Origin of the sequence: Cobetia sp. MMG027, assembly GCF_027947415.1 — a bacterium.
Taxonomy (GTDB): Bacteria; Pseudomonadota; Gammaproteobacteria; order Pseudomonadales; family Halomonadaceae; genus Cobetia; species Cobetia marina.
This window is the reverse complement of the sequence record NZ_JAQJIO010000007.1, coordinates 44837-58972: the sequence shown is the minus strand read 5'-3', so window position 1 is coordinate 58972 and position 14136 is coordinate 44837. Positions and strand designations below refer to the sequence as shown.

The 14136-nt window shown below is 61.6% G+C and carries 13 protein-coding genes; 9 read left to right on the top strand and 4 right to left on the bottom strand.

Features of this window, described 5'->3' with window-relative positions; genetic code table 11:
* The first annotated feature begins 21 nt into the window (after positions 1–21).
* Both PJK54_RS10970 and PJK54_RS10965 read left to right on the top strand, forming a co-directional pair.
* Complete coding sequence (locus tag PJK54_RS10970; RefSeq protein WP_271302823.1) at positions 22–639, top strand: TRAP transporter small permease; 618 nt, start codon at positions 22–24, stop codon at positions 637–639.
* Positions 636–1943, top strand: a complete 1308-nt coding sequence (locus PJK54_RS10965) for a TRAP transporter large permease (protein WP_084208372.1) — start codon at positions 636–638, stop codon at positions 1941–1943. The genes PJK54_RS10970 and PJK54_RS10965 overlap by 4 nt, the downstream gene beginning before the upstream one ends.
* Positions 1944–2049: 106 nt before the next feature.
* Here PJK54_RS10965 and uxuA read toward each other — a convergent pair whose 3' ends face one another.
* Positions 2050–3225: a mannonate dehydratase gene (uxuA, locus tag PJK54_RS10960; protein WP_271302822.1), complete on the bottom strand. Its 1176-nt coding sequence runs from the start codon at positions 3223–3225 to the stop codon at positions 2050–2052.
* Positions 3226–3731: 506 nt separating this feature from the next.
* Here uxuA and PJK54_RS10955 point away from each other — a divergent pair.
* The 6 genes from PJK54_RS10955 (at position 3732) to PJK54_RS10930 (ending at position 10927) form a co-directional block, all read left to right on the top strand.
* Positions 3732–4478: a ribonuclease activity regulator RraA gene (locus tag PJK54_RS10955; protein ID WP_077377604.1), complete on the top strand. Its 747-nt coding sequence runs from the start codon at positions 3732–3734 to the stop codon at positions 4476–4478.
* A 131-nt stretch (positions 4479–4609) separates the two neighbouring features.
* Positions 4610–5665 (top strand): Bug family tripartite tricarboxylate transporter substrate binding protein, encoded by a 1056-nt coding sequence (locus PJK54_RS10950; protein ID WP_254696518.1) that lies wholly within the window; start codon positions 4610–4612, stop codon positions 5663–5665.
* Positions 5666–5778: 113 nt separating this feature from the next.
* The gene (locus PJK54_RS10945) at positions 5779–6324 is read left to right on the top strand and encodes a tripartite tricarboxylate transporter TctB family protein (RefSeq protein WP_077377607.1); all 546 of its coding nucleotides are present in this window, start codon (positions 5779–5781) and stop codon (positions 6322–6324) included.
* 3 nt (positions 6325–6327) lie between these two features.
* A complete protein-coding gene (locus PJK54_RS10940) occupies positions 6328–7872 on the top strand; it encodes a tripartite tricarboxylate transporter permease (protein WP_271302821.1) in 1545 nt (514 codons plus the stop codon).
* 270 nt (positions 7873–8142) lie between these two features.
* Positions 8143–8739, top strand: a complete 597-nt coding sequence (locus PJK54_RS10935) for a hypothetical protein (RefSeq protein ID WP_271302820.1) — start codon at positions 8143–8145, stop codon at positions 8737–8739.
* 232 nt (positions 8740–8971) lie between these two features.
* Positions 8972–10927 carry a TonB-dependent receptor domain-containing protein gene (locus tag PJK54_RS10930; RefSeq protein ID WP_271302819.1) on the top strand — a complete coding sequence of 652 codons (1956 nt, stop codon included), beginning with the start codon at positions 8972–8974 and terminating at the stop codon, positions 10925–10927.
* A gap of 127 nt (positions 10928–11054) precedes the next feature.
* On the opposite strand, the gene PJK54_RS10925 is transcribed toward PJK54_RS10930, so the two are convergent.
* Both PJK54_RS10925 and PJK54_RS10920 read right to left on the bottom strand, forming a co-directional pair.
* Positions 11055–11804, bottom strand: a complete 750-nt coding sequence (locus PJK54_RS10925) for a siderophore-interacting protein (RefSeq protein ID WP_271302818.1) — start codon at positions 11802–11804, stop codon at positions 11055–11057.
* Between the two features lies 1 nt (position 11805).
* Positions 11806–12282 (bottom strand): MarR family winged helix-turn-helix transcriptional regulator, encoded by a 477-nt coding sequence (locus tag PJK54_RS10920; protein WP_271302817.1) that lies wholly within the window; start codon positions 12280–12282, stop codon positions 11806–11808.
* A 282-nt stretch (positions 12283–12564) separates the two neighbouring features.
* Between PJK54_RS10920 and PJK54_RS10915 the strand changes: the two genes are divergently transcribed.
* Positions 12565–13242, top strand: coding sequence for an HAD family hydrolase (locus tag PJK54_RS10915; RefSeq protein ID WP_271302816.1), 678 nt, complete (start codon positions 12565–12567; stop codon positions 13240–13242).
* Positions 13243–13741: 499 nt separating this feature from the next.
* On the opposite strand, the gene PJK54_RS10910 is transcribed toward PJK54_RS10915, so the two are convergent.
* A complete protein-coding gene (locus PJK54_RS10910) occupies positions 13742–14077 on the bottom strand; it encodes a hypothetical protein (protein WP_271302815.1) in 336 nt (111 codons plus the stop codon).
* Between the last annotated feature and the right edge of the window lie 59 nt (positions 14078–14136).

Here is a 14136-nt window from a genome sequence, read left to right as displayed (position 1 = left end):
TCTTCTTGAAAGGACAGTGCCATGCCTTCTGTGCTCGCAGGGCTCTCACGCCTGAATCGGACGCTCGAACGTCTGCTCTATCTCGTCTTGCTGGTACTGCTGGCAAGCTTCATCGTCTTCATCATCTATCAGATCGCCAGTCGCAACCTGGCCTTCCTGCCTCGCCTGTTCTGGACCGAGGAATTCAGCCGCTTCGCCTTCCAGTGGATGGTGATGCTGGGCACCGCCGTCGGGGTGCTGCATGCCGATCACTTCGTGCTCGAAGCCTTCCCTCGCGGCAGTCGCGCCGACCTCGTCACGCGCTGGATCCGTGATCTCGCCTGCCTGCTGCTGGGGGTGCTGTTCATCGTCCACGGCAAGGACTTCGCGCTGTCGGGCCTGCGCCGCAGTGCCATGGCCTCGGGGCTGTCGATGATCTACGTCTATTCGGTGTTCACCGTCAGTGGCGTCTTCATCGTGCTGTTCAGCCTGCAGCGACTCTTGCATGCCTGGCTGTACGGCATGACCGCCATGGAAGCGGCACTCAATACGCCCAACGAAGCGGAAGAACTGGTGACGCCGGAGGAGACGCAGGCCGTCCTGTCCCCCGTCATCGCCGGCCATGCTCATGACGCCACTGATCGGAGAACACTGCCATGATGCCAATGGACTGGCTCTACCTGATGCCCTGGCTGCTGTTCGGCGTGCTGGGCATCCTGATCGTGATCGGCATTCCCATCGCCATGGCACTGGTGCTGACGGCGACCACGCTGATCCTGCTGGACCCGCGCCTGACCTACTGGATCATGTTCCAGCGCATGTACAACGGCATGGATTCCTTCGTGCTGCTGGCCGTGCCGCTGTTCCTGCTCGCCGGCAACCTGATGAATGCCGCGAGGATTACCGACCGCCTGATCACGCTGTGCATGCGACTGGTCGGCCACTTCCGTGGTGCGCTGGCCCACGTCAATGTGCTGGTCAGCATGCTGTTCGCCGGGGTCTCCGGCTCCTCCACCGCTGACAGTGCCGGCGTGGGCACGGTACTGATTCCGGCCATGAAGCGCGAAGGCTATCCGGTCAGCTTCGCCGTCGCGGTCACCGCCGCCTCCTCCGTGATGGGCACCATCATCCCGCCGTCGATCAACATGATCGTCTGGGGTGCGCTGACCAACACGTCGATCGCCGGCCTGTTTCTCGGCGGCATTCTGCCCGGCGTGATGATCGGCGTGGCTCAGCTGCTGCTCAATACCCGCTACGTGCGCCGCTACAACGTGCCGGTACGCAAGCGTGCCACCCTCAAGGAGCTGGCAAGCTCCGGCAAGGATGGTCTGCTGGCCTCGGGGATTCCGATCGTGATCATCGGCGGCATCACTCTGGGCATCGTGACGCCGACCGAGGCCGCGGTGATCGCGGTGGTCTACGCACTGGTGCTGGGCTTCGTGATCTATCGCGAGCTGGATCTCACCAAGCTGCTCAATGCCTCCACCGACACCGTCAGGCTGTGCTCGCTGTCGCTGTTCAGTCTGGTGGGCGCGGCCATCTTCGGGTATCTGATCAGCTTCTATCAGATTCCGCCGAAGCTGATGGCGGGCGTCAGCATCACGGACCCGACCGTGCTGCTCATCGTGATGACCATCGTGCTGCTGGTGATCGGCACCTTCATGGACGCCCTGCCCGCCATGGCGATCATGGCACCCATCTTCTACCCGCTGGCGATGGCGGCAGGCGTGCACCCCGTGCAGTTCGGTGTCATCGGCGTCATGGCGCTGGGCCTGGGGCTGATCACGCCGCCCTACGGCCTATGTCTGATGATTTCCGCCAAGATCGGCGGCATCCCCCTGCTCAAGGCCATGGCGACCACCATGCTGTACCTGGGCGTGATGCTGGCCGTGATCGTGTTGATGATCCTGTTCCCGGAATTCGTGCTGGCGATCCCGCGCCTGATCGCTCCCGATTTCGTCTAGCAGCCCCCTGGCCAGACAGACCTGTCTGTCTGGCCTCATGAACAAGAACGGCCACCCCGGTCTAGACACCGGGGTGGCCGTTCTTGTTTGAGTGGCGTACCCGCCGTCAGGCCAGTCTTTGGATCGCCATCTCGAGGCCACGGATTTCCGCCAGCCCTTTCATGCGCCCATACAGCGGGTACCCCGGGCGGGTCTCGCGGCGTGCATCGTCCAGGATGTGGTGGCCATGATCCGGGCGCATCGGCAGGGGGGCTCCACCAGACGCCAGGCGGCGGCGCTCTTCTGCCACCAGCACACGGATGATCTCCACCATGTCCAGATCGCCCTCGAGATGCTGTGCTTCATGGAAGGAGCGCTTGTCCTCGCTGTCACGCCCGGTGGCTCTGAGATGAGCGAAGTGGATGTGAGAGGCAAAGCGGCGCGCCATGATGCTGAGATCGATATCCGGATTGGCACCGTAGGAGCCGGTACAGAATGTCAGGCCATTGGCCGGGCTGGGCACGACACCCAGCAGCCAATCAGCATCCACCATGCTCGAGACCACGCGCGGCAAGCCGAACATCGGCCGCGGCGGATCATCGGGGTGGATGGCCAGTCGAATGCCGACCTCTTCCGCCACCGGTACGATGGCCTTGAGGAAGGTGGCCAGATGCTGGCGCAGGCGCGCGGCGTCAATTCCGTCATAGGCTGCCAGCGCGGCGCGGAATTCCGCCAGACTGTAGCCCTCTTCTGCACCGGGCAGTCCTGCAATGATGGTGCGAATCAGCCTCTCGCGACCGGCCTCATCCAGCGTCTCGAGATGCTGCCGCGCGGCCTGCTGCTCCTCGCTGGTGTATTCACGCTCGGCGCCGGGGCGCTCCAGCAGATAGAGATCAAAGGCTGCGAAGGCATCCTGATCGAAGCGCAGGGCCGTGCCACCTTCCGGCAGCTGCCAGGCGAGATCGGTGCGCGTCCAGTCCAGTACCGGCATGAAGTTGTAGCACACCGTGGTGATGCCACACTCCGCCAGATGGCGCAGCGACTGCTGGTAATTGGCGATATGGCGATCACTGCCGGGCGCTGCCTGCTTGATGCTCTCATGCACCGGAATGCTCTCGACCACCGACCACCTGAGACCGGCCGCCTCGATCTGCGCCTTGCGCTCGCGAATGGCGGCCAACGGCCAGACCTCGCCATTGGGTATCTCATGCAGCGCCGTGACGATACCTGTCGCGCCAGTCTGACGAATTTCCTCGAGCGTGATGGGATCCTCGGGACCGAACCAGCGCCATGTCGCTTCCATGTCATCTCCTTGACGGTCAAAAAAGGGGCGGACAACACCCACCGACAAAATATGACAACTTGTGTCAGGTGCTGCCATGCGACCTATGTCGCTGGCGATGACGAGCCGGCTCATGTTGCTTCCTGCCACCGACATGCTTCCTCACCGGAAAGCCGTATCGTGGGACTGGGCGAGACCACCTCTCGCACTGACACCCACAAAATAAATCCACTAATATCAAAATATTGAGCGATATTACGAGTAACGAGAGCAGAACGTGACGCTCGCGTGTCCCACGACGTCCTTCGCGTGCCATGCCGGTCAGCCATGGTGATGAGTGCCATTTTCGCTTCCGACACTAGACTTATTGATCATCCAAAGTTGTCAATATTTGTTTGATCAGTCATCTCAAGCCCCCTATAGTGATCTCGGAAACCCCATCAGACGCACGTGTCGACTGATCACTCTGGCCAGGCACGTTGCCGAGAGCCGAGCCTCCTTACCCATAGACTGACGACGGACGCCATATGACTGCCATTACTTCTACCGAGCACGCCAGCTACGCCGAGCTCTCCTCCGTGACCCGCGAGCGTTTGATGCGCGCTTCCACCGCCTCTCTGCACACCCTGCTCTTCAAGCGTGGCCTGCGAAACACCTTCATCCAGAACGTGGTGCAGATGAACCGCAAGACGACCCACATGGTGGGCCAGGCCTTCACACTGCGGTATATCCCGGCACGCGAAGACATCGACACCGTCGCCGCCTTCCGCGACCCCAAGCACCCGCAGCGCCTGGCGGTGGAAACCGTCCCGTCCGGGCATGTCATGGTGTCTGACTGCCGTCAGGATGCCTCGGCCGCCAGCGCCGGCAGCATCCTGCTGACCCGCCTGGAGTATCGTCAGTGCGCCGGTTTCGTCTCCGATGCCGGCATCCGGGATTCCGGCGCCGCTGCCGAGATGAACCTGCCGATCTTCTGCGCCAAGCCCAGCGCCCCGACCAACCTGACCAAGCACCATGCAGTAGAGTTGCAGGTGCCGATCGGTTGCGGCGGCGTGCCGGTCTTCCCGGGCGACGTGCTGGTAGGCGACGCCGATGGCGTGATGGTCATCCCGCTTGAGTTGGCCGACGAGATCGCCGAGGAAGCCAGTCAGATGGAAGATTTCGAAGATTACGTGCTGGAGAAAGTCCGTAACGGCACGCCCGTGATCGGCCTGTATCCGCCGACGGACGAGGCCCGCGCAGAATTCGAACGCTACATGGCAGCCAAGCAGTAATCTGCATGTCGCCCATACCGTCTTGTCCACGGTAGCCCCGGACGACAGGTCACGCCGGCCTGTCGTCCACCGCCCCTCCTGCATCAATGCGTATCGAGTGACCACAACCATAACAACACTGGAGTCGTGCCATGCTCTGTCAAGACAATCGCCAAGACACCCGTCAAGCCAACTCACGTCGTCTCACACCGAGCGCTCGCTCAAGGACCCGCTCCCGTTCACTGCTGGCGTTGCTCGCCCCGATTGCCCTGTCCGGCATGGTCGCGGCCTCGCCCTTCGTCAGCACCGGTGCGCAGGCCGACTATCCGGTGCGTGACATCCGACTGATCGTGCCGTGGCCCGCCGGCGGCGGCGCCGATGCCATCAGCCGCAAGATCAGCAACCTGGCCGAGCAGGACCTGCCGAAATCGATCTACGTCGAGAACATCGGGGGTGCCATCACCGCCACCGGCCTGATGCAACTCAGCAAGGCCCGTCCGGATGGCCATACCGTCGGCGTGATGACCTATGACAGCATCATCACCCTGCCTCGCGGCAACCTGGTGCCCGGCTACTCGCTGGACCGCATGATTCCCTTCGCTCGCATCACCAAGGAAGCGGACGCCATCGTGGTGTCCAAGCAATCCGGTTACGAGAATTATGAGCAGCTGATCGAGGCGGCACGCGCCAACCCCGGTACCGTGCGTATCGGTGTCGCCCCGCGAGGTTCCGGCCCCTACCTGGCAGTTCGCCGCCTGGAAGCCGCAGCCGGTGTCGAATTCAATGTCATCACCTATCCGGGCTCTTCCACCGCCGAAGCCGAGGCCCTGCTGTCCGGCGAGATCGATGGTGCCATCTCGAGCCTGGGTGACTTCTCCGGCATTCTGGAATCCGGGGATGCCCAGGGCATCGTCGAATTCTCGTCAGAGCAGAATCCGGCCTACCCGGAAGTGCCGCCGATGAGTGAACTGGGTGGCAATCTGGAAACCGGCAGCTTCATCGTGCTGGCCGTGCCCAAGGGCACGCCGGATGAGGTAGTCAGCACGCTGGAAAATGCCTATCACACGGCCTACGAGACACCGGAATTCCAGAAGTGGATCACGGGCGTCGGCGTCACGCCCAGCTGGCTGGGCGGCGATGAGGTCAATGCCTGGATCGAGGATTACCAACAGAAGACCTTCACCGCCATGGATGAACTCGGCCTGTAGACGCGCCGGCAAGCGGCACCACTGAGTGTCGATGCCACTCGACGTCTACCCGTCCTCCTTCACTTCCATCGTCAAGCGGCGTCCGGCAACGGGCGCCGTCAAGGAATTCTGTCATGTCCTCATCCGCTTCCCCTCCCCGACGCCACTGGTTGATCAGCGGGGCGACACCGCTGACGCTGGTCATGACGGCCGTCAGTGCGCTCTATCTGATCAGCGCCTTCCAGATGGCGCCGCCATTGGACAATGGCCGCCTGACGGCCTCGTTCTTCCCTGCCCTCATCGGGTGCATCGCGCTCGTGCTCTGCGTGGCCCAGCTGGTCAGCCAGCACCGCGCCAGCCGCGGCGCTGCAGCGGATGACGGCAAGGAGTCTTCCACGACGGACGGCGACGCCAGCGCACCGCTGTTCTCACCGGCGCTGCGCCTGATGCTGGTGACCGCCCTCTATATCCTGGCGTTTTCGCACCTGGGGTACCTGCTAGCGTCCGCGCTCTATGTCTTCAGCGTGATGCTGCTGTTCTCGGGGCGTGAGAAATGGATCAGCAAGGCATTGATCGCCTGCGCCATCTCCGCACTGGGCTATCTGCTCTTCGAACAACTCTTCAATGTCCACCTGCCGACCTTCGAGCTGTCCGCTCTCGTCGCCACGAGTGGAGGATGACGCATGGAATTCATCGCTCAGGTATTTTCAAGCTTCGCCCTGCTGCTGGACCCGGTCATCCTGTTCTACGTGGTCGCCGGCTTCGTCATCGGCACCATCTTCTCGGCCATCCCGGGCCTGACCGCCACCCTGGCGCTCGCCCTGCTGTTGCCGCTTACCTATAGCCTGGACGTGACTACCGCCCTGATGGCGTGTGCCAGCATCTACATGGCCGGCATGTGCGGCGGCAGCATCACCGCCACCACCATCAACATCCCCGGCGCGCCCTCCTCGATGATGACTGCACTGGAAGGCTACCCCATGCAACAGCGTGGCGAAGGTACCCTGGCACTGGGTCATGCCTCCTTCGGTTCGATGGTCGGCGGTAGCCTCGGTGCGCTGCTGTTGATCGTGCTGGCACCGTTCATCGCCGAGGCCTCACTGCTGGTCAAGACCACCGGCAAGTGCGCGCTGATCGCCTTCGCGCTGATCGTGATCGTGGTCGCCCAGCGCGGCAACATCCGCAAGGCCGGCATCACAGCCTGCCTGGGGCTGATGCTGGCGACGATCGGACTGGACGCCATGCAGCCACTGGCGCGCTTCACCTTCGGCATCAGTGAGCTGACTGCCGGGATCGACCTGATGCCGGTCATCATCGGCACCTTCGCCATCAGCGAGCTGCTGATCCAGGTCGGCAATCGCAAGAAGGACGCCGCCATCCGCCAGCAGCTCAAGGCCAGCCAACAGCTCAAGCGTCGTGATTTCATTCCGCCGCTGAGCGCCATTCGCGAGATCGGCATCGGCTGCTATCTGAAGTCGACGTTGATCGGCTACATGGTCGGCACCCTGCCCGGCGCAGGCGGTTCGATGGGCGGCTTCCTCGCCTACGTGGAAACCGTGCGCACCTCGAAGAAGCCCGAGAGCTTCGGCAAGGGCAATCCCCAGGGCATCGCCGCCGCCGAAAGTGCCAACAATGCCGTCTGTGGTGGCGCTCTGGTGCCGATGCTGACCTTCGGGATTCCGGGCGATCCGGTCACAGCCATCGTGCTGGGCGTACTGGTGATCAACGGCATCCAGCCGGGGCCGCAACTGATGGCGTCACAATCCGGACTGATCGCGCCGATGCTGGCCTCGCTGCTGTTCAGCGCCCTGATCCTGATTCCCCTGACGCTCTATCTGATGGGTCCCTACTTCCTGCGCATCGTCACCATCCGCAAGGACGTGCTCTACGGCGCCATCGCATTGCTGGCCGTCGTCGGCAGCTTCGTGGCCACCTACTCCGTGTTCCAGATGATGATGACGCTGGTGCTGGGCATCGTCGCCTACCTGATGCGCAAGCATGATTATCCGGTGATCACGCTGCTGCTCGGCTTCATTCTCGGCCCGAACCTGGAAGAGTTCCTGCGCCGCGCGCTGACGCTCTCCAACGGCAACCCGATGACCTTCCTCACCACACCGGACAGCCTGTTCTTCGTCGTGCTGACAGTGGTCTTCGTCTACTTCCTCGGTATACGCAAGCCGGTGCAGCTCAAGCAGACGCCCCCCGAGAAGGCAGGCTCGACGGGCTGAACGCTCCTTCGCGCCTCGCACCTGCGAGGCGCTGAGTGATCCAGGCAAGAGTCGCCTGAAACGCTAGACGTCGGTGAAAGACAAGACAGCCCGCCATCCATGATAGCGGGCTTTTTATGTGTTATCGCAAATAAACCGGACCCGAGTGATTCTCTTTCCGTGACTACGATATATTTACGTGACAAGTATCACATCGCATACTGGCCGGCGAAGACTCGATGAAATCAGTCCTCTCATAACAATATTGAATTGAATGATAGGGAACATCATATGAAATATTTCGCTGGCATTGCCATATCGTTTGGATTGTTTTCAGGGTGTGCCGCTCTGCAGTCAGAACCCGCTCACTATGACAATAAACAGAACGCTTTCCTGGCTCCTGGCTTCCCGATGGAACGCGTCAAGAAGCCTGAAGGGTTCAATGTTGTCGCCATTGATTCAAGCAGCGAAGTCAAGGACTACACAGCTACCGCTGCGGATGGGCAAGCAAACGAGAATATGCAGGCTGTCGCTTGGAATACCACGGAAGATAACACCGCGGTAATGACAGTTGCAGCTTTCAAGCTGACCATTGGATCGCGCTACCTTGAAGAAACCGATACCGATGGCTACACGTTCCAGGGTAGACACAAGATTCAATACAAATTCTCTGATGGTCGTTTTCAGGATCTAGTGCCAGATACCAGCATGCTTCCACATTTAGCGCCTGATTGTGCAATATCCATTACTCTCGGTAGCAATAATGAACGCAAACGAATCGTCGGCACCTATGTGGAAGGCGTGACCTGCTACGATCTGCCGTTGATCAATGATTATCATCGCGAGCAACTTCGCCAGAAAGCCTTCCGTCTGTTCGGTCTGAAATAACGCGACTCAGTACATGCCTCTGGCACTGCTTATCGCCAGAGGCATCGGTTGATTCTCACCCTCTACCGCCCCGGCTCACCTACCACAGCGCAATCCGCTCGCGCCTTACAGGCTCGTGACGACTCAGGAGAGGCGTCTGACGATAAATTGTGCAAGGATCTTGCAAACAGTTAGTGAGAACGATTAGCATTGCCAATCGTTAGATATAACTATTCAAAGCAAGGGAATCCACGTGCATCTCCGTCTCCATCCGCTTACCGCCGCCGTCCTTTCCGCCAGCGCATTGACTCTCGGCGCCACGAGCCATGCGCTCGCCGGCGACATGTCCACGCTTGTCGTCAGCGAAGACCGTCTTGAACAGAATGTCGTGATCAGCGCCGAAGAGATCGAAGAACGCCAGGCTCGTGACCTGGAAGACCTCTTCCGTGCCGAACCGGGGGTCAGTGTCGGTGGCGGCATCGCCATCGGCCAGAAGGTCTATGTTCGTGGACTGGAAGACACCAACCTGAACGTCACCATCGATGGCGCGCGTCAGGGTGGCTATCTCTTCCACCATACCGGCCGACTGACCATTGACCCTGCCCTGCTCAAGCAGGCGGAAGTCGATACCGGCCCTGCGACGGCGGATGATGGCCCGGGGGCGCTTGGCGGCAGCCTCCGCTTCGAGACCAAGGATGCGCAGGATCTGCTCAAGCCCGGTCAGGATATGGGGGCGCGCGTCTCCGTCGGTACCGAGAGCGCGGCGGACGCAACCTCCGGCACCACGGCGTTCTATGGACGGCTGGGGGAAAATCTCGGTCTGATGGGATATGTCAGTGGCCGCAACAGCGATGATTATGAGGTCGGCGGTGGCGGTGAGCAGGAGCAGACCGCAGGCCAGCAGCGCGGCTACCTGCTCAAGATGTCTCTGCTTGACGTCAATGATCAGGACCTGCGCATCAGTGCCGAGCGCACCACCGATCACGGCACCTACTTCACACGCCCTCACATGCCGAGCTTCAGCAGCCAGCAGCCGACCTATCAGGAAATGGAGCGTGAGACCTTTACCGTCAATCACGCCTGGCACCCGGGCAATGACCTTATCGATACGAAGACCACCCTCTATCACACCACCCAGGAACTGGATCGTGTCGAAAGTGGCAGCACCAGCCGCTCCCGCGAATTCGGCGCGGATGTTCGCAACACCTTCCGCCTGAAGACGGGTGATCTGGCGCATGCCCTGACGGCTGGCGTGGATTTCTATGATCAGGACACCCGTCGCTCCGATGACGCAGGCAGCTCTGGCCCCAACAACGAAGACACCTCACGCAACCTGGGAGTCTACGCCCAGAACCGCATGACACTGGGCCCGTGGGCTCTGTCCGTTGGCGCGCGCCTGGATGATTACGACAGTGATTACGGCGAGGCGGGTAGCGTCAGTGGCAGCGAGGTCTCCCCCAACGCGATTCTGAGTGTCGATGCCACTGACAACCTGACCCTGCATGCCGGTTACGGCGAGGCCATCCGGGGTGCCAAGGCGCGGGAAGTGATCCTGATCGGGGATGACGTCACCATCGCGGAAGGACTGGAGCCGGAACGCGCTCGCCAGCGCGAGATCGGTCTCGATTGGCACCAGCAGGATGCGTTGACCCAGGGCGATCGCCTCGGCTTCGCGCTGACCGGCTTCCATACCGATATCGAGAACTACCAGGCCTATGATCGCGGCAGTGATCCGGCGGTGCTCTACAACCTGGATGGCGACGTCGAGAGTCGTGGCTATGAAGCCAGCCTGAACTGGGGAGTCGGTGGCTATGACACCCGCCTGGGCTACGCCAAGGTCGTCATGAAGAACAACGACGGCGACCCGCTGGGTGACGAGATGAACATCGGTGCCTCCACCGGCGACAAGTGGACCTGGGATCACCAGTACCGTCTTGCGCACCACGACATCACGCTGGGCTACACCCTCAATGCGGTGGAGCGCCTGGAGCGCGTGGCGCAAGGCGATGAGGAAAAGCCGGGCTACGTGACGCACGACATCCGCGCCCAGTGGACACCGGCCACCTGGCAGGATCTGACTCTGACGTTGGCGGTCAACAATCTGTTCGACAAGCGCTACAGCGATCACAGCAGCTACCTGCTCAGCAGTGGCGACAGCATGCTGGAGCCAGGTCGTGACATCCGACTGGGTGCCAGCTACCGCTTCTGAGTCCGTCCGCTGTTTGCGGGTCAGTCAGCCGATGCTCGCGATGCGTTGACTGTCAGATTGCCCCACAGGCCTGCCTGTGGGGCTTTTTCGTGTCCGGACCACCTGCCTTGCACCTGACGCGCCGGTGTCAGTCCGCCTGCTCGGTCTCGGCGTCCTGTTGCTTGGCCAGCTTGTGACCATCTTCTGACTGACCGATCTTCCAGTAGCTCGAGACATAGAAGTGGGACTTGGGAATCTCGTAGGCCTGCTTGAGGTGAGCACGTAGCGCACGCATGCTGCCGAATTCACAGGCCGCCCAGACAGAGATCTGACCTTCCAGTCTCGGCAACGAGGCAACCTTCTCCAGCAGCGGCTGGCCTTCCGGGTCTGGCTGCGGGTTGATCAGCCAGTGCAGCTCGATTCCCAGCGGGTGCTCAAGCGTCTGGATGTCAGCCGCATCCGGCACTTCAATGATGGCGTGTCCTCGGGCATCCGCCGGCAGTTCGGCCAGATTGACACTGATCGCCGGCAACGCCGTCATGTCACCCGCCAGCAAGAAGCTGTCGGCCGCCATGTTGATCAACTTCCTGGGCCCCGGGCCGCCGATGGTGATGCTGTCACCCGGCCTGGCACTGGCCGCCCAGACAGACGCCGGGCCTGCCTCTTCATGCAGCACGAAATCGACATCGATCTCGGTCGCGCGCTGATGACGAATGGTGTAGGTGCGCATCATCGGTCGCTCACCTTCCCCACGCGCGAAGACCAGCTTGATGTAGGCACTCTCCTGGCCTTCGGGAAGGGAGCCGATATTCTCGCCCCCCAGCGTCACGCGCAACATGTGTTCGGTGACACGCTGGGTACGAATCACCTCGAGGTCTCGCATCGCGGGCTTGGCCATCTCACGCACTCCTGTCGTCATTGCCATTGGGCACATCAGCACTGAAATCCCCGCATGCGGAGACGTTGTCCATCATGCGAGTCGCCGTGCTCAGAAAGGCCGCGATCTCCTCATCACCGAGATCACCGGCCATGCGCTGGGCCGTCTCCTGTTCCAGCACCTTGACTCGCTCCAGCATGTCACTCCCCGCTGCGGATACCTGCAGCAGCTGACTGCGCCGGTCCTGCGGGTTCTGGTGTCGTGACACCAGCCCGCGGGCCTCCAGCTCGTTCAGGACGCGAGTGACACGCCCCTTGTCCTGCCCGAGCAGCTGCCCGACCTTGTGGGCGGTGCATTCGGGAACCCGGACGATGCTCTTCAACATCCGGATGTGCAGGACAGGCAAGTCGATGCCGTGCTGCTGGATGCCATCGCGCAGCTGCTTGCGATAGACGTGCATCAGACGATGCAGCACTTCGTGCAAAGCGGTCGTTGCCATGGTCTTCCATCAGTTGGTTGCTAAAGGGCAACTATATGGGCAGTTGGTTGACACTGTCAATAAATATCCAAAGAAGACGTATTCTCATTGGCTCGCCCAACTCAGTCGCCCAACTCAGTCGCCCAACTCAGTCGCCCATGTCAGTCGCGCCTGGCAACTCCGCCACCCGGACGCATTTCGTGCGCCATGAGAGGCGTGAATTCAACGGCTTGTCCCATGGCCGCCACCCTCAGGAAACTGCTAATGTCGTGACTATCACTTCCGACACTCCACGAGGCATCAATGGCCGAACTCTGCCTGCTGTTTGACTCTGACGGGACTCTGGTAGACAGCGAAGTCCTGCTGGCAGAAGCGCTTGCCAGCACGTTACCCGGCTACGGCCTGCCCTTCACGGCCGCCCGGTATCTGGATCATTTCCGGGGCGTACGTTTTCGCAGCATCGTCGCGGAACTCGAGGCACATCATGGCGCGCTGGCCCCCGAGCGGCTGGATGAGATGGAGGCCCGCATGCGTGCCATCCTCGAGGACCTGATGGCGGCTCGCCTCACGGCCATGCCCGGCATGCCTCAGGCACTGGCGGAGCTCTCCGGCTACCCCTGCGGCGTGGTCACCAACGGGCCGGAACGCAAGGTACGCCTGGCGCTGGATACCACCGGGCTGGCGCGCTTCTTTGACGGCCATATCTTCAGTGCCTACACCCTGGGCGTCTGGAAACCGGACCCACGCCTCTATCGCCTCGCCGCCGAGCAGATGGGGTTCGCGCCGCAGCGCTGTGTGGTGATCGATGACGCCGCCGTCGGCGTGAAAGCCGGGCTGGATGCCGGGATGCATGTCATCCACTTCGCCCACCATGAGGACGGCCTCGGCACGCCCTCCGGGGCGCTGAAGATGCGCAGTGCACGCGAGCTTCCGGCGCTGATCAGAGAGATCTCGCAGCGCGTGGCACGCCTCGACCCCTGATCGGCCAGGGCCGGATTCCTGAAGAGCTGATGCACCGCGAACCGGCGCGCAAGACAAGAAAGCCCGCACGGAGGCGGGCAAGGAATGCAAGAAAGCCCGCACGGAGGCGGGCAAGGAATGTCGGGACAGGACATTCAGGGCAGGGTCATCTTTCGACAAGGTCAGCTTCAGACAAGGTCATCTTTGGGCAAAGACACGTCCTGCATGCTGCTGCATCAGGGGCGATGGCCCGAGTCAGTCACATGCATTTGCGCAAGGATGCCATCGCGGCCTTTCGGCCGGCGCTGAGCGCGGAGGCAGAGTTCCGCGTGTGGTCCTGGGGGCTTTCCCGGGTCCTTCTGCGAGTCTCTCTCCAGGGCTTTCTTCAGAGCTTTCTTCAGGGCTTTCCAGAGATCTTTCGAGTCATCGAGCGCAAGGCAAGGACGGGCTTCGTCATGAGTCAGCCATTGATGGTGTTGTTGCTGGTCGCCAGACACTCAATCACTCGAAAGGCGAAGCCTTACACGCTGTCGTTGAGCGCGTGCTCCACTCGAGTTGCAGAAACACTCTTGCCAGCATCATTGGCCTGATAGCGGGCTTTCATCATCCCACCGGCGACACCGCGCACGCCTTGCAGCGGCTGCTCCAGCGCCTGCTGCACACGCCCTGCCGAGGTGCTCATGCCGGTAGCGGCAAAGACGGCCTGCCGCGTGGACGCCGCGTGGGCGTGACCCGCGATCAGAGGCTCGCTCAAGGCAGCACGTACCCGGGCATCGGAGACGCTATCTTCTGCGTGGCTGAGAGTGCTGACCGCAGTGAGCATGGACAGGCAGACAAGGGGAACCAGACGTTTCATTCAGAGAGACTCCAGGTGGTGTCGAGTGAGCGCCCCAGCGGGAGCGGCACTCGGGTAGA